This window comes from Salinicola salarius, assembly GCF_002179555.1.
Taxonomy (GTDB): domain Bacteria; phylum Pseudomonadota; class Gammaproteobacteria; order Pseudomonadales; family Halomonadaceae; genus Salinicola; species Salinicola salarius_A.
On the sequence record NZ_NHOU01000007.1, the window covers coordinates 1 to 18,002 of the forward strand.

General features: G+C 59.9%; 22 protein-coding genes, 1 tRNA gene and 1 pseudogene. 9 read left to right on the forward strand and 15 right to left on the reverse strand.

The annotated features are described in order from the left end of the window. Positions 1 to 4: 4 nt before the first annotated feature. The gene (locus CCD76_RS07335; RefSeq protein ID WP_218776989.1) at positions 5 to 943 is read right to left on the reverse strand and encodes a hypothetical protein; all 939 of its coding nucleotides are present in this window, start codon (positions 941 to 943) and stop codon (positions 5 to 7) included. After that, a complete protein-coding gene (locus CCD76_RS20635) occupies positions 940 to 1,302 on the reverse strand; it encodes a site-specific integrase (protein WP_332779561.1) in 363 nt (120 codons plus the stop codon). The genes CCD76_RS07335 and CCD76_RS20635 overlap by 4 nt, the downstream gene beginning before the upstream one ends. Here CCD76_RS20635 and CCD76_RS07345 point away from each other — a divergent pair. Together CCD76_RS07345 and CCD76_RS07350 are read left to right on the forward strand one after the other, a co-directional pair. Further along, positions 1,227 to 1,634 (forward strand): amidohydrolase family protein, encoded by a 408-nt coding sequence (locus CCD76_RS07345; RefSeq protein ID WP_256961190.1) that lies wholly within the window; start codon positions 1,227 to 1,229, stop codon positions 1,632 to 1,634. The two genes, CCD76_RS20635 and CCD76_RS07345, sit on opposite strands and share 76 nt — an antisense overlap. Further along, positions 1,631 to 2,419, forward strand: coding sequence for a 2-keto-4-pentenoate hydratase (locus CCD76_RS07350; RefSeq protein WP_087718882.1), 789 nt, complete (start codon positions 1,631 to 1,633; stop codon positions 2,417 to 2,419). The genes CCD76_RS07345 and CCD76_RS07350 overlap by 4 nt, the downstream gene beginning before the upstream one ends. A gap of 424 nt (positions 2,420 to 2,843) precedes the next feature. Here CCD76_RS07350 and istA read toward each other — a convergent pair. Continuing rightward, positions 2,844 to 3,481 (reverse strand): annotated as a pseudogene (gene istA, locus CCD76_RS07355) (IS21 family transposase); the annotation flags it as partial. Positions 3,482 to 3,874: 393 nt separating this feature from the next. Then, positions 3,875 to 4,072 (reverse strand): hypothetical protein, encoded by a 198-nt coding sequence (locus CCD76_RS07365; protein ID WP_087718883.1) that lies wholly within the window; start codon positions 4,070 to 4,072, stop codon positions 3,875 to 3,877. A 225-nt stretch (positions 4,073 to 4,297) separates the two neighbouring features. On the opposite strand from CCD76_RS07365, the gene CCD76_RS07370 reads away from it, so the two are divergent. From CCD76_RS07370 to CCD76_RS07380, 3 genes are all read left to right on the forward strand, one after another. Then, a complete protein-coding gene (locus CCD76_RS07370) occupies positions 4,298 to 4,981 on the forward strand; it encodes a GntR family transcriptional regulator (protein WP_087718884.1) in 684 nt (227 codons plus the stop codon). A gap of 717 nt (positions 4,982 to 5,698) precedes the next feature. Next, a tRNA-Gly gene (locus CCD76_RS07375) sits at positions 5,699 to 5,772 on the forward strand. Positions 5,773 to 5,947: 175 nt separating this feature from the next. Beyond that, positions 5,948 to 6,175, forward strand: a complete 228-nt coding sequence (locus tag CCD76_RS07380; RefSeq protein ID WP_087718885.1) for a hypothetical protein — start codon at positions 5,948 to 5,950, stop codon at positions 6,173 to 6,175. Between the two features lie 653 nt (positions 6,176 to 6,828). Here the strand turns inward: CCD76_RS07380 and CCD76_RS20030 are convergent. From CCD76_RS20030 to CCD76_RS07395, 3 genes are all read right to left on the reverse strand, one after another. Continuing rightward, complete coding sequence (locus tag CCD76_RS20030; protein WP_179208873.1) at positions 6,829 to 6,978, reverse strand: hypothetical protein; 150 nt, start codon at positions 6,976 to 6,978, stop codon at positions 6,829 to 6,831. Positions 6,979 to 7,049: 71 nt separating this feature from the next. Continuing rightward, entirely contained in the window at positions 7,050 to 7,247 is a 198-nt protein-coding gene (locus CCD76_RS07390) for a hypothetical protein (protein ID WP_087718887.1), read from the reverse strand. A gap of 123 nt (positions 7,248 to 7,370) precedes the next feature. Further along, the gene (locus tag CCD76_RS07395; protein WP_087718888.1) at positions 7,371 to 7,691 is read right to left on the reverse strand and encodes a hypothetical protein; all 321 of its coding nucleotides are present in this window, start codon (positions 7,689 to 7,691) and stop codon (positions 7,371 to 7,373) included. Between the two features lie 313 nt (positions 7,692 to 8,004). Between CCD76_RS07395 and CCD76_RS07400 the strand changes: the two genes are divergently transcribed. Beyond that, positions 8,005 to 8,259, forward strand: a complete 255-nt coding sequence (locus tag CCD76_RS07400) for a hypothetical protein (protein ID WP_087718889.1) — start codon at positions 8,005 to 8,007, stop codon at positions 8,257 to 8,259. Positions 8,260 to 8,478: 219 nt separating this feature from the next. Beyond that, positions 8,479 to 8,637 (forward strand): YqaE/Pmp3 family membrane protein, encoded by a 159-nt coding sequence (locus CCD76_RS07405; RefSeq protein ID WP_075569000.1) that lies wholly within the window; start codon positions 8,479 to 8,481, stop codon positions 8,635 to 8,637. Between the two features lie 50 nt (positions 8,638 to 8,687). Here the strand turns inward: CCD76_RS07405 and CCD76_RS07410 are convergent, their stop codons facing one another. Continuing rightward, positions 8,688 to 9,176 (reverse strand): DUF6314 family protein, encoded by a 489-nt coding sequence (locus tag CCD76_RS07410; RefSeq protein WP_087718890.1) that lies wholly within the window; start codon positions 9,174 to 9,176, stop codon positions 8,688 to 8,690. Here CCD76_RS07410 and CCD76_RS07415 point away from each other — a divergent pair. Then, a complete protein-coding gene (locus CCD76_RS07415; RefSeq protein WP_087718891.1) occupies positions 9,175 to 10,065 on the forward strand; it encodes an EamA family transporter in 891 nt (296 codons plus the stop codon). The two genes, CCD76_RS07410 and CCD76_RS07415, sit on opposite strands and share 2 nt — an antisense overlap. Here CCD76_RS07415 and CCD76_RS07420 read toward each other — a convergent pair. The 3 genes from CCD76_RS07420 to CCD76_RS07430 all read right to left on the reverse strand — a co-directional run bounded on the left by CCD76_RS07420 (position 10,001) and on the right by CCD76_RS07430 (position 12,061). Then, the gene (locus CCD76_RS07420) at positions 10,001 to 11,023 is read right to left on the reverse strand and encodes a DUF1853 family protein (protein WP_179208874.1); all 1,023 of its coding nucleotides are present in this window, start codon (positions 11,021 to 11,023) and stop codon (positions 10,001 to 10,003) included. The two genes, CCD76_RS07415 and CCD76_RS07420, sit on opposite strands and share 65 nt — an antisense overlap. Before the next feature lie 86 nt (positions 11,024 to 11,109). Next, the gene (locus tag CCD76_RS07425; RefSeq protein WP_256961191.1) at positions 11,110 to 11,697 is read right to left on the reverse strand and encodes a cell wall hydrolase; all 588 of its coding nucleotides are present in this window, start codon (positions 11,695 to 11,697) and stop codon (positions 11,110 to 11,112) included. Between the two features lie 28 nt (positions 11,698 to 11,725). Then, the gene (locus CCD76_RS07430) at positions 11,726 to 12,061 is read right to left on the reverse strand and encodes an antibiotic biosynthesis monooxygenase family protein (protein ID WP_087718894.1); all 336 of its coding nucleotides are present in this window, start codon (positions 12,059 to 12,061) and stop codon (positions 11,726 to 11,728) included. A gap of 219 nt (positions 12,062 to 12,280) precedes the next feature. On the opposite strand from CCD76_RS07430, the gene CCD76_RS07435 reads away from it, so the two are divergent. Then, positions 12,281 to 13,201: a LysR family transcriptional regulator gene (locus CCD76_RS07435; RefSeq protein WP_087718895.1), complete on the forward strand. Its 921-nt coding sequence runs from the start codon at positions 12,281 to 12,283 to the stop codon at positions 13,199 to 13,201. 31 nt (positions 13,202 to 13,232) lie between these two features. On the opposite strand, the gene CCD76_RS07440 is transcribed toward CCD76_RS07435, so the two are convergent. From CCD76_RS07440 to CCD76_RS07455, 4 genes are all read right to left on the reverse strand, one after another. Next, positions 13,233 to 14,105, reverse strand: a complete 873-nt coding sequence (locus CCD76_RS07440; protein WP_087718896.1) for a VOC family protein — start codon at positions 14,103 to 14,105, stop codon at positions 13,233 to 13,235. An 88-nt stretch (positions 14,106 to 14,193) separates the two neighbouring features. Then, complete coding sequence (locus CCD76_RS07445) at positions 14,194 to 15,321, reverse strand: aminotransferase class V-fold PLP-dependent enzyme (protein WP_087718897.1); 1,128 nt, start codon at positions 15,319 to 15,321, stop codon at positions 14,194 to 14,196. 149 nt (positions 15,322 to 15,470) lie between these two features. Further along, the gene (locus CCD76_RS07450) at positions 15,471 to 17,030 is read right to left on the reverse strand and encodes an aldehyde dehydrogenase family protein (protein ID WP_087718898.1); all 1,560 of its coding nucleotides are present in this window, start codon (positions 17,028 to 17,030) and stop codon (positions 15,471 to 15,473) included. Further along, entirely contained in the window at positions 17,027 to 17,938 is a 912-nt protein-coding gene (locus CCD76_RS07455) for an NAD(P)-dependent oxidoreductase (protein ID WP_087718899.1), read from the reverse strand. Before CCD76_RS07455 ends, CCD76_RS07450 begins: the two co-directional genes overlap by 4 nt. Positions 17,939 to 18,002 lie beyond the last annotated feature (64 nt).

Genomic DNA, 18,002 nt, shown 5'->3' on the forward strand with positions numbered 1-18,002 from the left:
ACCGTCATCCACCAGATTTGACAATAACTCCAGTCATCCGATCAACAGCGGCAATGAAGGCAGCGCAAGTAGACATGCTCCAATCGATGGGCGCTGCAGTGTCGGGTTGCTCACGTTTCAACCAAAGACCAGTTCTCAGGAGAAAACTGTAATTACTTTCACGTGTGTGGGGACGTAAGGTGGATGTATCACGCCAGCGACGACACCACATTACCCAAGCTGGGTCGATGCCTTCGATGCTTTTTTCTCGCCAACTGATATAGCCTCGCATACGAATAGGTTTCGACAGGATGCCCATTGCAGCTAGTCCGTGAGATACCTTTCCAATCGATCTCGCAACACCTTCGCTTCGATGCTGCTGACCCTTCAAAAGCAGTTCCTCAGTGAATGTCTCCAGTCGCGGATCGCCATTTTCCAGCATCAATGTGCCCAGTACGCTGGAAAGGAACTGTTCAAGATGAAGCGCAGCATAACCTAGCGATCTCAACGCTCGGCTTAATCGAACGTGCTCATGTCTGAATACTTCATGGCCAAAGATAAAAGAGGCGTATGTCGCCGGGTGCCGGAATTTATCAAGGCGCTGTGGTACTCGAAAACCGCCAAGGTGATAGGCAACAGAAGCAAGGTAAGGTCGTGATCCTGCTTTGCTAATGAGTAAAGTCAGCCACTGTGACTCAGTCCAAAGCCAGTGGGGTTTGCCAGTCTTGCTGATATTCCAGAGAATGGCTGCCACCGAAATGATTGCTAAACGCATGGAAACCCCACTGTGAGTCGCCAGGTCAATGAGCGGTCTCATGAGTCCGGGTATCTCCGATTGTAGATAGCACCAGTCCGAACGGTAAGAACGATTGGAAAGTATGGTCAGTTCCAGATTCGATAGAGTAGTTTGACGTTCGTATTGACTCACATCGAATGGAATATAGTCGGCGGAAGAGGTGTTCATTGTGATACCTCATTCTCGAAGAGTTCACAAAAAATCCGAGCATCTAGGCTGCTTACAGAGTGCGACATCTTTGCAGTTAAGTCTGCTCCCGATAGATGGAGGTAAGCCAACGTGGTTTTGGGATCGCGATGTCCTGCATAGGTGGTTAATTCATGAAGCTTCCAGCCGGCCCGGGCCAGATGGGTCAGACGAAGATGACGAAAGGTATGAGTGCTAATGTGCGATAGTTGTGCCTTCTTTGCCCAGCCTTCAACTGTTTTGCTCCACGTCCAATGAGTCAATGATGAGCCACGATTGCGGTCCGATTCTGATCGAAACAGCGAACCACTTGACCAGCCGGCACGGCGAAGGACATGCATATGCTCGATTAATACTCACATCTACCAATGCCGCCAAGATGTATGGTTTGTACCCACGCAAAGGCAGCATCGCAATCGGGGCGGATGCTGACCTGGTCATCTGGAATGAAGGCGACCCGGTACGGGTTACCAACGACATGTTGCATCACAACGTTGATTACACCCCCTATGAAGGCATGCAGCTAAGTGCATGGCCTGCAGTAACGCTGGCACGAGGCGAGGTCGTCTGGGACGGCGAACCAAGGGCTAAGCCGGGGCATGGGAAGTTTTTAACCTGCGAAAGGCCTGTTCCCGCTCAATCCCGTCGTCGTCAAAATGAACTGCCGCTATGAATGGCACGACCGAGGTAGCAGCGGCATTGCTTCATGCTTGGCGAGAGCGGCGAAATTTGCCGCATGATGGGCTCGGTTTGATGACCGAAACCGACGCTTATCGGGTTCAGCAAATCGTCGCCTCGGAGCTTGGTTGGTTCAGTGAGTCTTCGGTGACAGCCTGGAAGCTTGGTGGAAGCCCAGGGAAGTTGGTCAGCGCCGCGCGTGTCCCGAGCCGCGCAATTCATCTATCAGGTTGGGAGGTTCCTGATGGCTATTGCAACCGGTTCGGAATCGAGGGTGAACTGATCGTACAACTTGGACGAGATGTCGATGGCGATGTCGATCGCGCGGCAGTATATGAAGCGATCGAAGCATGGCAGGTCGGGATTGAGTTGTGCGATACGCGTTTTCAAAATGGTGAGCGAGCTCATCCATTGCTTCGTCTGGCCGACCAACAACTCAACCGCGCGTTGGTTTTAGGGGAAATAATCCACCCTCCCGCAGACTGGTCGGAGCAGGCTGTCGAGGTTTGGGTAGATGGGAGACTGCAGATCTCCGGTATTGGAAGCCATCCCTTCACGGACCCCTTGGCTTCGATACCATGGTTGGCGAGGCATGCAGCGACTCAGAACCGGCCATTGAAAGCTGGTGATTTGTTCGCCACAGGAAGCTGGACAGGCCTGCTTTGGGCCCGGCCAGGCGCAAATGTGAAAGTTGCGTTTCCAGTCTTAGGAGAGGTGTTGCTCTCAACCGGCCCGCTTAGAAACGATTTGAAGATGCCACCCTTGATTTCATGGGGTTGAATCACGATGTTCATACAAACACGGTGAGTTATGGCGAATTGCGCAATCTGATGACGGAGCTGCGCGACAGCTTCTGAAGGTGAGGCGAGCAGGCTCGCCTCTGGTTTTTCGGACAGCCCGTTTTCGGCCGATTCTGTTGAAAAAGTAGCTGTTTCCCCATGCCGCCGGTAAAGCTCTTTCACCGGCACACCGGCCCCTGCCTGCTTGAGAAGTCGAAAATCTGTTCTCCCGTAAAATGCTTTTCACTGCCGTCTCCCGCTCGGAAAACGGACTCCACTAACTTCAGCTTGGGACTGAAATCGGGGAGCAGGTCACTTGCTACTTCAATCGCGTGTTATTAAAGAATCGAATTTATGAAAAAGTCTCCTCCAATACACATGAAGTCACCTTGTAAAAATAATTTTTACAGCAGTGTTCTATTGGATGATTTGCTCACCGCGCTGCGCAGGTTGTCCGGCACCACGATCTCCGGCACGCCGCCGAGGAAGGCGAAGCAACGGGTGTGCGAGCCCAGCCAGTCCGGCAGTTGCTGCGACCAGGTGGCTTCGGCGAAGGTGTAGCCGGACGCACCAAGCACCGCGACGAACATCTGCTCCTGGCGGATCTCGCCGCTATGGCGGTCGATCACCGGCACCGTCTGGCCAGCTTAGTCGACGGATAGCTTCTCGCCGACGCGGTGCTCCTGACGCATCACCACGTCCAGCTTGCTCTGCCAGACTCGGTAATTTTCGCAGAACCAGCTGTACCGGAAGCCCTGCGGCTGGCTCAGGCGGTACTCCTGCCAGAGCAGCGCCAGGGTTACGCCGGGGCGGCGCAGTTCGGCATGCACCCATGCCCAATCGGGCAGGGGCCGCTGCTCACTGGCAACCGCAGGGGCCGGCGGGAACAGTTGCTACTCCAACTCGGCATTCGACAACGAACAGGGCCAGGTGAGACCGCTGGTGGCAAAGCGGCAGAGATAATCACCGGCACTGCTGTGGCTAATGCCCAGGCTGCGGGCGATCTTGCGCACGGACAGGCCTCAGTCGAACTGAGGCGCAACATCTCTCGGATTTTACGCATGGATAAACGCTCCACGGCGACCTCTTCGCTTTGAAAAAGAGGCCGATGGTAGCGAAATCCTGCGTAGCTGCCTGCCAGAAAAGTGTCCGGTTGGCCGTAGAATCACTGTCCGGATGTGCGTGGAATGGGTGTCCGAGTTAGCATGGAGTCCGCTATTTTGCAGAGCCTCCGCGCCGCGTCAGCCGCAGCCCGAGGACTTCATCCGCGGCGACCGCCTGGTGGGTGTACGAGCGCGTCGCCCAGGGGATGGCGGCTGCGCAGAAGTCCGGGGTGTTGGAACTGGGTGGGCTTCGTGACCGACCCGGGCAGCGACCAAGGTGAGCCGAAAGACACCCCCATGAAACTGCATCGGCACGCCCGCTGACGCTGGCGTGTCATCGTCGGCTGCACCGATCACGGACACCAGCATGTGTGAGCGCCTTCGTCGAAGATTCGACGATCACCGATGATGACCAGGCGCGCGGCACGGTTGACGGCGTCGTCCGCTGCCAGTTTTGCCGTCAACTCGGCGCTGATGCCGGCAGGGTCGCCCATGGCCAGGGCGATGATCGGCAGCTCGGATACGTCGTGACGCGGGGGGGAAAGAGCCATGGTGTCTCCTCATCGTGGGGAGCAGCACTTCGTGGGAAGCACTCGCTTGAGGAGGAGATTGCGCTCAAATCTAAAATGTATACATTATACGTTGGTATGGAGGCAGAAATTGGTCAGGGCGCAGTATGATGGCTTCAGACTTTTCGCGGAGGCGTCCTTCATTGAGCGCTTCCAAGCTGAATCGATACATTCCATGCATCAATTTCAACTACTGGTCTGACATTCATGAAGAAGACAACCGTGTCCGCCACGTCATCGCCTCGATCCGCGATTGCCCGGCATTCGCTTCATGATGCGATTACCAGCCACCTTCGTGACATGATCATCGAGGGGGAGCTTGAACCGGGTAAGCGCATCTACGAAGGCCCGTTGTGCGAGCGTCTTGGCGTATCGCGGACCCCCCTGCGGGAAGCGCTGCGCTATCTGGCCAGCGAGGGCCTGGTTGAGCTGACACCACAGCGTGGCGCCTCGGTTCGCCGCTTTTCGGCCAAGGACATTCAAGACATGCTCGTGTTGATTCGCGCGCTCGAGGAGCTGGCGGGGCGCCTGGCCTGTATCGAAGCGAGCGACGAGGAGATCGCCGAGGTGCGAAAGCTTCACGACGACATGCTGGATTACTATCGGGAGGAAAATCGGCTCGATTACTACAAGACCAATCAGCGTATCCACTCTGCCATCGCGGCGTTGAGTCATAACGAGTCGCTGATTCAGGTTCATGCCTCGCTGCAATCAAAGCTCAAGCGCGTACGGTTCATCGGACACGAAGGGCGGGAAAAGTGGGCGGCGGCGGTCGCCGAGCATGAGTCGATGATCAAGGCCCTCGAGGGGAGAAATGCGCCAGCGCTGGTTAATGCGCTGAGCGAACACCTCGAACATGCCTGGGAGCGAGTGCGTGATGTCGTGTCGTAATCGCGGCCAAAGGGTTAAGGAGGGGATTTCCGACATCCATATACTCATAAACCAACTTGCATTGTCGGCAATCTCTTACACGAAAATCAGATCTTAGATCTATTTACTTCCAAGCCGTGGCGCTATGATTTTGGTCCGTTGTAGATCCTTGGGCTCCCCCCGACTTCGGTCGGGGGTTTTTATACCAGGAACTGACCTCCATTTTTTTCAGTCGTCAGCCAGCTGGCCAGAAAATTTAGCCCAGACGGCGCTTTCGACTATTCGGATTTGTCGGTACAAAAGTTACCTCTAAATTAGATATGTTATTTAACACAGGATAATTTATTTTGGGTGAGCGGGGTTTAACGGGCTCATGGGTTGGCAACGAAGCTTATTGGCCGGGTAAAGTCATCCATAACTGAAGCGGATAGATTGAAGAATAGCGGTAACAGCCGCATTCAGGGATAGCGGCATTGAAGCGATCTATTGGATAGATCGCCTTTACTTTCTTTCAAGGATGGCGGTAGAGGAACCCGTGAAGGAAGACGGAGCCATGGAAGCGGTACAGAGCAGTCCGCGACTTTCAGCAAGTTAGGCGTGTGCTGATCGAAAGCCCGGCCGGCCAGCGATGATCGGTCGGGCTTTCTCTTGTCTGATGGGGAGAGCCCATCCTGGGTATCACTACTGGCATGGAGAAGCTTGCAAGTCTAAGTGGTTGGATTTACTATCAAAACCGTTGCGGGTGTAGCTCAATGGTAGAGCAGAAGCTTCCCAAGCTTAAGACGAGGGTTCGATTCCCTTCACCCGCTCCATCCTTGTTTATCCGTCACCTTATCTTATTGCTTATAAATGATTGTTTATAAAGAACAATCGTGATCTTTTGCTCCGCTTGGCCCAGCTTAGGCGCCGGATGGCAGACGAGGCAACGCGAATCTACAGTAGATCCGCTACGCTGATGAGGACAGCTCAGAAAAAGGAGACGTCCTCATGGCAGAAGCCCTTACCAAATGCCCGAAATGTGGTAACGAAACGCTTGATGTTCCCTCTGGCGATGCACCGGATCAGGAGGTTCGTTGTACGTCCTGCGGTGCCGTCGTTGGTAAGAGATCGGACTTTACCAGTGACATGCAGAAGCGAGAGGAGGCTTTCGTCAAGGAAGAGGTTGCAGACAAAGTCGATAGATCGCTTCCGGGCAGCGATACGACGAAAAAGTAAACATTGACTCGTGAGCGGTGATCAAGATCAATAACGCCACTCTCCAGGAGTGGCGTTGTCGGTCACTTCCTGTCATTCATGCCTGGGGCGGCCTTGCGGTCCTATCGGATTTTTGAGCGCCAGGCGAATGGCATTGTCTCTATCAAAGCCTTGGTCGGTCAATTTCTTTACCCGCGTCTTGAGTGTGCCTAGAGGCATCCCGTGTTGTTCGGCGAGAGCTGCCAGACTTTTCTTATCAGAGGTTATCCTTTTTTTTATGAGAGGCTCCACTCGATCCTTCACCATCATCCTCATTACGACCTCATTGTCAGCCATTTGCGATACGCAATATCTCCTATTACGCATTGATATATAAACGGCAGGAGGCCAAGAAAATTTAGGCTTTATATGACTATCAGACAAACTTATTCAGTATTGTCTTCGATGGACGGCTTCTCGAGGCCCAATCAAGGAGCTTGGCCTTGTTATTTGGCTTATTTGGAAGAACTCATACGGCGCTGCTGAGGTCACTGACTCCTGGAAACAGAGTCGAAGAGAGGCTAGATAGCATCGATTAGAGAGCGTGTCATGAAATTGAGCGGTGAGGCGGTGGCCTAAGGCAGGGTGGCGGTTGTTCGCGAGACGCCACAGCCGCCACGATCCTGCGAGGAGCTTTAGCGGGGATTACGATCCGAGCCGGGTTTCGGACCGTTTTTACGCTGTTGGTACTTGTCATAGGCTTGTTTGGCCGTGCGTTTGGCTTTTTCCCGGTTCTCCGGCTTTCTTAGCCAGCTGGCGATGGCCGCGCCGATCATCTTCTTCATGTCATCCTCCTGATTCGGAGTGGTCGAAACACCGGTGCGTTGTTGCAGGATCCCATCTGCGGGAGCCTGGCTCAATCGACGCTCCCGATGGGTGACGTGTCATTACCGTTGAGGCGTTCGGCCTCCATCTCGGCCTCCTCCGAAAACGCATGGCGGGAATGGATCCAGCGGTCATCGCCGCTTTCGTCATAGCGGCTGTCGACGACCAGCCATTCAGGAGCTTGTTGCGTTTCGTTGATGTCGGAATGACGCACGACGAATGAGTTCACGGAATCTCCCTGTCTTGACCGCGTTCTGTCTTGATGATGGCGTCAATCTTGGCAGCTATCCTGCTGATGCGACACCGTTGACATCGAAAAGGGGCCGAGGCCCCTTTGGCTCGCCCCGCAGGGTCACTGGCTCTCGATGGCGTCACCGGCCGCGTCGCTTTGACCTTCGGCGTTGATATCATCGAGCTGGTCGGAATCGGGAACGTCGGTCGTTTCGTCCGTCTCGGACTCGACGGCGTTCAGAGACTCTTCCGTGGCCTGGCTATGGCCCGACGCCGCATCCGACTGCTCGCCGCTGGATTCGGTGACACCGCTACCTTCGGTCAAAGGTTCTTCATTGGCTTCGTAGGCTTCCTCCATCGCCTCGCTCTGCGCGAGCGCGTGGCCTGCTGCGCCCATCAGTAGCATGGCAGTCAAGGAGGCAGTGATCAGATTCTTTCTCATGACAAGGTCCTTTTGCTAGAGATCTACGTGATTAAGAGAACTACGGTGATATAGAGAACGACAGCGTCGAAGATGACGATACCGAACACGATAGGAGGTGGACACGGCAACCACCTACAGTGTCACGCACCTTCACTATAGTTCATAAACCCGATCTGACGGGAGGAATCCATTCCTTATGGCGCTGTTGGCGCCGTTGTCACTAGGGGATGTCGTTGTCGGCTTGAAGTAGGGCGAGGTCGTCGCCATCTCTCGTCATTATGGATTCACGCGTTGTGCGTGGATCCGACGTGGCGGCCAGGAGGATCTGACCATGAATGCTCAAGATTATCTTGCCAAAAAGGGAATCGCGCTCGACAAGGAAGAGGAAAAGCCGCAGTCGCTCGAGGAGAAGGCCTGGGCCCGAGCCAGAGAGGCCATGGAGCATGGCCCTCGCAGCGGCACGCCTCATGACTGGGAGGACTGGGAGCGCCATCATGAGGCGCTGGCTTCCGAGTCCCGCTCGATCAGCGCCAAGGTCAGCTCGCGTCGCTCGTCTCGCGAGGCCCCGGAAGACGATCACGAGTGAGAAGAGCGCCCAGGTCGGCAGCGTTGGAGGCGAAAGAACGCTATGCTGTGACCGGGTGAATCAAGATTTTTCAACGGGATGTCGTCATCTCGTCTACTTTGAGAATCCAAAGGTTTCGGTTTCTCGAAGCACTGGGATTTTTCGAAGTACTGCGATTTTTCGAAGCACTGCAACGGATTGTCGAACACAAACGATGTCGTTCCGAGCATAGGAGGCCATATGGACATCATTCGCATCATCTTCGCTATTCTTCTACCGCCGGTTGGGGTATTCCTGCAGGTGGGGCTGGGGCTGCAGTTCTGGATCAACGTCGTGTTGACGTTGCTGGGGTACATACCGGGCATCATCCACGCGATCTGGATCATCGCGACGCGCTGAGGCTGCGCAGCGACTCGTTCATCGGCTTCCTTCGGGAAGCCGATGTCGTTTCAGCGACTCCGATAATGGTAAAGAATCCGTTCGTCCTTGCGCGGCCCGACGATGCGCCACGCGAGATCGATCCCGTCCTCCGTCAACGTCAGTCTGGCGCTATAGGCATCGGCAGCACACTGATGTACCTCTGCGCTGACCAGGGTGTCATCGTTTTCGACGACCAGGTCGAAGAGCGAGACGGCATCCTCAACGCCACGGCGCTCGTGGGAAAGCGCAATTCGATCCGGGTGGATATCCCAGCGGTAGACGTTGCGCATGGGTACGCTGCGGGTCTGGCCATCCAGGGTGAAGGTGCCCGACTCGAAGAAGCGCACGCTGTGGTTCTCTCGAGTCACCTCGATCCTGCCTTCGCCACGACCATTCCAGCCTACCGCCGAGGCCTGGCCCGATTGCGCGCTGAACACGAAGCGCGAGAGGTTGGGCAACAGCGACTCTAGCCGTATAATGGCTGTCAACTTGTCGTTTTCATAAGGTTGACCATTCATGTCGTATCTCGTCGGTGTCACGGCGTTGTGGGCTTTTTCGTTCAGTCTGATCGGTGTCTATCTCTCCGGCCAGGTCGACAGCTACTTCGCCGTCATGGCGCGAATTTTGCTCGCGACCGCGATTTTCCTGCCGTTTCTGCGTCCCGCTGCCCTGCGCTGGTCTTCCCGCCTCGGCTTGATGGCCATCGGCAGTCTCCAGCTTGGCGTGATGTACCTTTTCTTCTACCAGTCCTTCCTCTTGCTTACCGTGCCGGAAGTGCTGCTGTTTACCATTTTCACGCCGCTTTATATCACGCTTGTCGATGACCTGCTGGCGCGGCGCTTTTCGCCACGCTACCTGGTGGTGGCAGCGTTGGCCGTGGTGGGCGCGGCCGTCATCCGGTATGACGGCGTCACGAACGATTACTGGCTGGGGTTCCTGGTCGTGCAGGGCGCCAACCTGAGCTTTGCGCTGGGGCAGGTCGCGTATCGGCACCTGGCACGCAGCCTGCCCGATGGCGTGGCGCATCGCCACCTGTTCGGCTGGTTCTATCTGGGAGCGCTATGCATCGCCATACCGGCTTTCTGGCTGCTGGGAGACTCGGCGAAGTTGCCCACGACGCCGCTGCAGTGGGGCGTTCTGGGGTGGCTGGGTCTCGTCGCCTCGGGGCTGGGTTATTTCCTCTGGAACAAGGGGGCCTGCCGCGTCGATGCCGGCACGCTGGCGATCATGAACAACGCCCTGATTCCCGCCGGGTTGATCGTCAACCTGGTGATCTGGAACCGGGACGCCGACCTGGCCCGCCTGGGGATCGGTGCCGTGATCCTGGCCGGTTCGCTGTGGCTCAATGCGCGCTGGGCGAAGCGCTCCGGGGTGGTAGCGGCAACGCCGGCGGCCAGTCGTCCCTGACCAAGAAGAGCCGGCATCGCCGATCATCTGGAAGGATCAGCAGCAGATGCGCGGGCCTGCCGGGAGCGCTGAAAGAGTGGGCCAGTTCATGGTCCAGCATCGCCAGCGGCATCGGTTCGGTCGCGGGCGGCGCAAGCCAGTGAGGCTTGGCCAGCCGATGGCCGCGAGTCCCTTCCGGCAGCAACCGGATCAGTGAAGGCCAGGCTTGCCAGTGACACCACAGGCCCTGCTCGGCCCGGGCATTGGCCAACTTCGGCAGTGGCAGACGCCGATTCCACGGGTGATAAAGACATCCCGGCATGATGATGCGCTGTTGCAGCGCTCCAGTGGCGTCCAGGGCCTGGCGCTCGCGATCGGCTGCCGGGGATCGGCCCCCGGGGAGCTGATGAGACGCCAGGCGATGGCATTTGATGGCCAGTGAGTCGAAGCTGCCGATGCCGATCCAGCGCGCGGCATTTCGGTCGTCGCCCGGACCTTGGGGCAGGCCGAGAAAAAACTTGATCGCCAGCTCGGCATGGAAGGTCTGTGGATCGTGGCAACCTCGATTCGCTTCCGTCACCGAGCCCTCGGCCCACCCGGAAGCGTAGAGCAGGTCGAGCTCGCCAAGGGTCTGCCTATTCTCGCGCAGCGCCACGTTATGGGCCAGAAGCCGGGTGCGCGGTGCGTGATCCAGAATCCATTGCCATAGCGTTTCGTGATAGATACCCAGACGCTGTGATCGGCGTGCCAGGCGCCTTTGCTGGAAGCGCTCCCCTTGATCCTCTTGCTGACGCAGCCAGGTGCGCCTTCGTCGCGGTTCCTCCAACCCGAGCTCGGCCAAGGTGGGCCGGCCGACATAGTCCAGCGTCGCCATGTCTGGCGCATGCAGCAGCCAGGCGATATCGCGGACCCAAGGCTGACGAAGCGATGCCAGATCTTCCCGCAGCGCGTCATCGAGAGGGACGAAGGCATCGAGCAAGAGGGAGGCTCCGTGGGGTCGTGCATTGGCCGGCATGACGCTGTACGCCTTCGGTACTCCGCGGTCTCGTCATCGACGGCATTCCATCATTCGGGCTCGCGGTAGAAGTTGAATTCGCGTGTCCGCGCCGTCCGCTCCAGGGTAGCCATCCAGCCCGGTGAGATGCTGCGGTGATGGAAGAACAGCGCGCCGTGGGTGATGTCGGGAAGGGTACCGTTGAGCGCACGGCGCGCCACGTCTCTTGCCGCCGCGTATTGCTCGGGCTCGGTGGCTTCGTCGGGGCGGCCATCGCACCACCACGAGAACTGGCACTGCCCGGTCTCCGAGCCTTGCTGGACGATGTCGCACAGGCTCGATGGAAATTCCGGATTTCCCAGCCGGTTCATGATCACGTTGGCTACCGCCTGCATCTCGCGCTGATCGGTGCCCTTGGCTTCCCAGTAGATCGATCTCGCCAGGCAGGTAATGGCGTCGTCGAGCGGTGCCAGGCCGCGAGGGTCGACCGCCTCCGTGCCCGCTGGTGTCAGTCGTGCCGCGTCCGGGGCCGGTTCGATCTTGTCCGTCTCGACGACGCGCTGTTCGAGCTGCTCGGCTTTCTGGCGGGCGATCTCGGCTTTCGTCAGTGGCGGTTCGGCCAGTGCCGACGCGCCTTGCAATAGCAGACCCGTCAGCAAGAGAGCTCCCGTCAGGCGCCGATATCGATCAGATGGCCTGATCATCGCTGCCGATCGTCTGGATGACCTCGAAGCCTTCGAACTTGGGCGGCCCGAGATAGAGACCCTCGCGGCGGCTCTGGCCGGCGTTGGCGTGGGCGGCACGGAAGGCCTCCGAGTGCGTCCACGCCTCGAAATGCTGGCGGGTGCGCCAGAGGGTATGGGAGGCGTAGAGAACGTGATCTTCCTCCGCCGGACCGCGCAACATGTGGAATTCGACGAACCCGGGCAGCCCCTGAAGATGCGTTTCGCGCTCCAGCCACAGCGTCTCGAACTCCTCGGTGCGTTCCGGATTGACGCGAAAGCGGTTCATGGCGATGAACATGAGTCGACTCCTGATTGGGAAAACCGGCGCCCGGCGGCGAGGGAGCCGTATGAACGAACCGAACGAACGACGTCGCCGCGCGTTTTCGGACATGACCGAGCAACATTGCCAGCATCCGGTGGCAAAAGTCGAGCCGGCAAATGGCGAGTCGGGTCCGTTGACGTCCATGCGAGTTAGTGGACTAATCGAGGCAACAGTTCCCGCTCCCGGTCATCATCCATGGATATTCCGCACCAGCGCCTGGTCTACTTTCGCGTCACGGTCGAATCCGGCTCGTTGCGCAAGGCGGCGGCAAGGCTCGATATCGCCCCCTCGGCAGTCAGCCGACAGATTGCGCTGCTGGAATCGGCCTTCGGGGCGCCATTGCTCGAGCGCACGCCGCGAGGGATCAGGCCCACGCCCGTCGGTGAAATGGCACTGGATTATTGCCGCAGGCGAGGGGAGCTGGACGACGATTTCATCACGCGGCTGGAGGCCTATCAGCGCCTGGAAACCGGTACGATCTCGCTGGTCGTGGGCGAGGGCTTTATCGACGACCTGATCGATGCGCCGCTAAGAGCCTTCGCCGAGCGCTACCGCGGGATACGTCTCGACATCGAGCAGGCCGGCACCGACGAGATCATCGAGTCCGTGGTCGAGGATCGGGCGCATATCGGGCTGATGTTCCATGAGCGAGTGCATCCGCAGATCCGCTTCTGGGCCTCCAGCGGGCAGCCGCTGCTGGCGATCTGCCCCGTCGATCACCCCCTGGCGCGGGAGGCGCATCCGGTCTCGCTGCAACGGCTCGGCGAGATGCCCATGGCGCTGTGGAACACCGGGCATGGTGTTCGTCGGCTGGTGGATCAGGCCTTCGTGCAAGCGGGGCTGCGTCCGCAAGTCGCCGTGGAAACCAACTCGATGGCGGTGCTGCGCCGCGCCGTGGTGGCGGGAATGGGGATCACGCTACTGCCGCGCTTTGCCGTCGCTCGTGAACTGGCCGAAGGGAGTGTCGTCGCCGTTCCCGTTGCCTCGATGCTTTTCCAGAACTCCCAGGCGCACATGATCACTCGGGTGGGTCGGCGTCAGCCTGAGGCCAGTCTCAAGCTGCTGCGTCATCTGAGCGCCTGGATGCAGGCATTCCGCTCGCCCGGCGATCCTTGACTGCCCGGTGTCGGCGTCGTTCGGGTCGTATCTAACGTTGCTCGAAGCGGAGTAGCGTCCCCAGTACGCCGGACGCGATGTCGGCCTGGGTCTCGCTGTGACGGTGGTAGTCGATGCCCTGGCTGTCCCAGCAGGCGATCGCCGCATCCAGGTCTCGGCAGGTAAGCGTAAGCGCCACGGCGCGCGGCGGTTCCGGTTCGATATCGCCGAGGGTCGGGAAGGTCGCCGCCAGTGTCTGGCGATCGAGCAGGTGACAATCGCCCTTGTGGGTATGGATGGTCCAGGCGGTGTCGCTGCCGCGGACCGAGCTGTCGCCGTGAATGCGCCGGAAGTGCTCGATGTCGTAAGCCGGGTCGTCGCTGACGTACCAGACATCGGCGATCGAGGTTGCGGTATTGGCATGAGCTTCCTGCGTCGGATCGACACGAAACAGCTCGGGGCGCAGTTGCTGGCAGAGGAACTGGGTCAGAAAGGGACGTTCCGGATCGTGCAGCATGTCCAGCGCCACGCTCACTTCCTCGTTGCGGCCGCCGGGCAGATGCGCCATGCGGCGGAAGATGATCGGGCACGCCTCGGAAAATCCCCGTGCCGCCACCAGAGCGTGATCGCGCTGGATGCTGTCGCTGTCGAGCGCCACCATGGCGATGCCGTCACCCACCGTGATCAGGCGCGCCTCGATCAGACGACCAAACTGGAAACCGTTGTCGTCCTGATAGTCCAGGCATTCCGGGCGACCGATGCCGATCAGCTCGATGAAGTTGTTGCTGAAGAACAGCAGATGGTTGTCTGTGCCCCAGGGGTGCCGGTGGCGCGAATTGACGTTGAAGCCGAGATCTCTCGCCGCCTGGGCGGCGTGATCGAGATGATTGACCGCCAGTAAGGGGTGATCGATGCCGAAGCTCATGAGCCTTTCATCCGTGGTGTGGTTGTCTGCAGTATTGCCCAATATCGGAATTCCTGAAGGCAGGGTACGGGATAAGCCTTCGGTTTTCTCACCTCAGCGCCGCCATGGCGCGGTCGATGTCTTCCTTCGTGTTGTGCCAATGCGGCGAGATCCGCACCAGGGCGCCGGCGGTCGGCAACCTGACGTTCAAGGGTTCGGCGGCGGTATCGCATACCTTGGCAACGATGCCGGCCGCATCGAGCTTCTGGTGAATCTGTAACGGTGCAGCGTCCGGCAGGTGGATCGTGGCGATGCCGCTTTCCGGCCGTTGCAGCAGCGGCCGAAACCCTCGTTCGCGGGCCAGCTCGTAGACCCGCTCGGTCAGCGTCGTCAGATGTTCGCGCAACGCCTCCAGCGTGATCTGCTGCAGTTCGTTGATCGCCGCTGTCAGCGCGACCTGATTCATGATCGAGACGTCCGAGGCATCGAAGCGCCGCGCCTGGGGGAGGTCGAGAAAACGCTGGGTTTCCCGGTCCAGCCGCAATCCCGCCAGTTCCGGCGCCGGGTTGGGATGCATCATGGCCACTGCCGGCTGGCTGACGTAGAGCAGCGCCATGCCGCGGGGGCCACGGAGCCACTTGCGAGTGGTGGCGACCAGTACGTCGCAGCCGAGCCGGCGCACATCGACTTCAGTCTGACCCAAGCCCTGGGCAGCATCCACGATCAGCGGGCAGTGTGATGGTCGAGGCAGATTCCCCAACGCTTCGACATCGTAGCGACGGCCTTCGATACTGGTCACCAGCGGCGTCAGAATCGCCGCCACGTCCTCGCCGATCTGACCCGCGATCGCCACGGGATCGAACTGACCGTCGGCATCGGTCGCCAGCAGCTCGATGTTGCGTGGCGACTCGTCGCTAAGGCGTCGCAGCAAGACGATATTAGAGGCCCACTCGCCGGGTGCGATCAGTAGACGCCGGCCGGCGAGATTCAGATTACCGACCACCTGGGCCATGAGCTGGGACGTGCTCGTGCCGAAAGCGACCTGAGGTTCGGGAGCGCCGATCAGGGTGGCGGCCCGGGTTCTCGTTGTCGGCAGGTCCCAGATCGCACTTTCGAGACGCTGGCGCGGGTAGGCCGCCATCTCCGCTTCCAGCCACTCTCCTAGACGTGCCGAAACCGCCGGGCTTTGCAGACCGACGGAGGCGTTATTGAGATAGCACAGATCGGATGGCTGCACGGGAGTTCCTGCCTTGGCGGTCGGGTTCACCCTGTATGCTGCCGGGGAATCGCTACCCGCGCCACCTCAATGGGTGCGAATCGAGCAGGATGCCTGCCTCGTTCCAACGAATTCGGGGCAGGCGGGCGACCGAGGCCGCCCGGAACCGATTATTCGTGGCCGCTGCCGTAGCCCATGGCGACGCTGGCTTCGACGCCGGTCTCGACCCAGACGCTCTGCGGTACGGTGTACTCACGCAGACCGTCGAGGCCGCTGGAGCGGCCAAAGCCGCTATCGCGGAAGCCACCGAAGGGCGACATCACGTTGATCGCCTTGTAGCTGTTGATCCAGACGGTGCCGGCGCGCAGTTGGCCGGCGACACGATGCGCCTTGGCCGGGTCCTGCGTCCATACCGCGCCGGCGAGTCCGAAGCGGGTGCCATTGGCGAGACGAATGGCGTCGGCTTCGTCATCGAACGGCATGGCGACCACGACCGGGCCGAAGACTTCCTCGCAGGCGATCTCCATCGAGGCATCGACATCGGCGATGACCGTCGGCGCGAGATAGTAGCCGTCGGCGCCTTCCGGCAAGCCCAAGGGGCGCGTACCGCCGGTGACAACGCGAGCGCCAGCGGCCCTGGCGCGCTCGATCATGCCGGTGACGTGCTCGAACTGGCGCACATTCTGCAGTGGGCCCATGCGGGTGGCTTCGTCTGCCGGCAGGCCGACGGTGATCTGGCTGGCGGCGCGGCCGACGCGTTCGACCACGGCGTCGAAAACATTCCGCTGGATCAGCAGCCGCGACCCGGCCACGCAGCTCTGCCCGGCTGCGGCGAAAACTGCCGCCTGCGCACCCGCCACGGCATCGTCGAGCCGGGCATCGTCGAAGATGATATTGGCCGATTTGCCTCCGAGCTCGAGCACGCTGGGGACCAGCCGACGGGCGCCAGCTTCGGCGATCAGGCGGCCGCTGTCGGGAGAGCCGACGAACACTAGCTTGCTGATACCGTCGTGGCCGGTTAGTGCCGCACCGGTGGTCGGGCCGAGGCCGTTGACGATGTTGATCAGGCCTTGCGGCAGGCCGCCGGATTCGAGCAGGCGGGCGATGACGACCGAGGAGAACGGCGTCAGCTCCGATGGCTTGAGTACCACGCCGTTGCCCGCGGCGATCGCCGGTGCCAGCTGCCAGGCACAGGTGAACATGGGCGCGTTCCACGGCGTGATCTGACCGACCACGCCGAACGGCACGTGGCGCACGTAGTTGAGGTGCGAGGTGGGCACCGGGATGACCTCGCCGTGCTGCTTGTCGCACCAGCCGGCGTAGTACTCGAACATTTCGCGAACCTTGCCGACCTCGCCGCGGCAGTCGCGGATCGGCTTGCCGGCGACCACGCTCTCGAGCTGGGCGAGCGCCTCTTCATGGCCCTCCAGGCGACGAATGGCAGCGTTCATGCGGCGGCCGCGTTCGCTGGCAGTCAGCGCCATCCATTCGACCTGAGCGCGCGAGGCGGCTTCGACAGCCTGGTCCAGCAGGTCGGCGCCGGCATCGCGGTAGGTGATCAGTTCGCCGCCGGTAGCCGGATTCGTCAGCGCGATGGCCTCGCCCCGGCCGGCGACCAGATCGCCATCGATCCAGTTGGAGCAGGGCAGCCCTCCGGCTTCCGGCGACAAGCCGAATTGGGTCAGGAGATCGCTCAACGTCTGCCGTGCCTGGATATCCAGTGCATTCATGCGGAGATCTCCTCGTCGCTGGCAGAGGATTGGACGAAATCGATGCCGGCCTGGGCCAGGATCGGTGAGGTGATGTGGTTGAAATCATCGCCGTCAGCAGGTCGCGTCGAATCAGCATGCCAACCTTCGACGACACGCTGCAGCAGTTCAAGATCGAGCTCAAGGCCACTGGCGGCATCGCGCGCCAGGCGCAGGTCCTTGCGCATCAGGCCGCTGGTGAAGCCGGAATCGAAGCGCCCGGAGAGAATCCACTCAGGGAAATTGACTTCGCTGACGGCACTGCGGCCCGAGCCGCTGTTGAGACCGGCCAGACAGGCCGCCGGGTCGACGCCGGCCCTGGCGGCAAGGGTCACCGCTTCGGCGGTGGCGATCAGGTTGGTGGCGCAGAGATAGTTGTTGGCCAGCTTGACGACGTGACCGCTACCCGGCCCGCCCACATGAGTGCGCTTGGCGGACATCGCTTCCAGCATCGGCATGAGGCGCTCGATTGTTGCCATGTCGCCGCCGAGCAGCATGCCGAGCTGGCCGTTCGCGGCCCCCCTGGGGCCGCCACTAACCGGCGCATCCAGCCATTCGAGACCGGCATCGATCACCTTGGCGGCGAGTTCGCGGCTGACCACCGGATCGCTGGTGGAGGAGTCGACGATGACGCTGCCCTTGGGGGCCAGTTCGAGCAGCCCGGGTGACCTTTCGATGACTTCACGCACATGTTCAGAGGTGGGCAGTGACAGAAGGTACACATCGCTGGCCGGCAGGGATTCAGGGTTCACGGTGGCAAGACCCTGCTCGGCGAGGCGCTGGCGCGCCGCTTCGAACACATCGCTGCCGGTGACGTCGAAGCCGGCGCCGTGAAGCGTCAGCGCCATGTTGCCGCCCATCTGGCCAAGGCCAATGACGGTGATTTTCATGAAGCTCTCCTGGATTGTTCTTGGAATGAATCGCTCTGGAATGAATTGCTTCGGTATGGCGAAA

Excerpts from the sequence above, each read along its gene's own strand:
- CCD76_RS07335 (WP_218776989.1), bottom strand. The coding sequence starts at position 943 with ATGAACACCTCTTCCGCCGACTATATTCCATTCGATGTGAGTCAATAC.
- CCD76_RS07345 (WP_256961190.1), top strand. The coding sequence starts at position 1,227 with ATGAGCCACGATTGCGGTCCGATTCTGATCGAAACAGCGAACCACTTG.
- CCD76_RS20635 (WP_332779561.1), bottom strand. The coding sequence starts at position 1,302 with ATGCATGTCCTTCGCCGTGCCGGCTGGTCAAGTGGTTCGCTGTTTCGA.
- CCD76_RS07350 (WP_087718882.1), top strand. The coding sequence starts at position 1,631 with ATGAATGGCACGACCGAGGTAGCAGCGGCATTGCTTCATGCTTGGCGA.
- CCD76_RS07365 (WP_087718883.1), bottom strand. The coding sequence starts at position 4,072 with ATGGCTCTTTCCCCCCCGCGTCACGACGTATCCGAGCTGCCGATCATC.
- CCD76_RS07370 (WP_087718884.1), top strand. The coding sequence starts at position 4,298 with ATGAAGAAGACAACCGTGTCCGCCACGTCATCGCCTCGATCCGCGATT.
- CCD76_RS07380 (WP_087718885.1), top strand. The coding sequence starts at position 5,948 with ATGGCAGAAGCCCTTACCAAATGCCCGAAATGTGGTAACGAAACGCTT.
- CCD76_RS20030 (WP_179208873.1), bottom strand. The coding sequence starts at position 6,978 with ATGAAGAAGATGATCGGCGCGGCCATCGCCAGCTGGCTAAGAAAGCCG.
- CCD76_RS07395 (WP_087718888.1), bottom strand. The coding sequence starts at position 7,691 with ATGAGAAAGAATCTGATCACTGCCTCCTTGACTGCCATGCTACTGATG.
- CCD76_RS07400 (WP_087718889.1), top strand. The coding sequence starts at position 8,005 with ATGAATGCTCAAGATTATCTTGCCAAAAAGGGAATCGCGCTCGACAAG.
- CCD76_RS07405 (WP_075569000.1), top strand. The coding sequence starts at position 8,479 with ATGGACATCATTCGCATCATCTTCGCTATTCTTCTACCGCCGGTTGGG.
- CCD76_RS07415 (WP_087718891.1), top strand. The coding sequence starts at position 9,175 with ATGTCGTATCTCGTCGGTGTCACGGCGTTGTGGGCTTTTTCGTTCAGT.
- CCD76_RS07410 (WP_087718890.1), bottom strand. The coding sequence starts at position 9,176 with ATGAATGGTCAACCTTATGAAAACGACAAGTTGACAGCCATTATACGG.
- CCD76_RS07430 (WP_087718894.1), bottom strand. The coding sequence starts at position 12,061 with ATGTTCATCGCCATGAACCGCTTTCGCGTCAATCCGGAACGCACCGAG.
- CCD76_RS07435 (WP_087718895.1), top strand. The coding sequence starts at position 12,281 with ATGGATATTCCGCACCAGCGCCTGGTCTACTTTCGCGTCACGGTCGAA.
- CCD76_RS07440 (WP_087718896.1), bottom strand. The coding sequence starts at position 14,105 with ATGAGCTTCGGCATCGATCACCCCTTACTGGCGGTCAATCATCTCGAT.
- CCD76_RS07450 (WP_087718898.1), bottom strand. The coding sequence starts at position 17,030 with ATGAATGCACTGGATATCCAGGCACGGCAGACGTTGAGCGATCTCCTG.
- CCD76_RS07455 (WP_087718899.1), bottom strand. The coding sequence starts at position 17,938 with ATGAAAATCACCGTCATTGGCCTTGGCCAGATGGGCGGCAACATGGCG.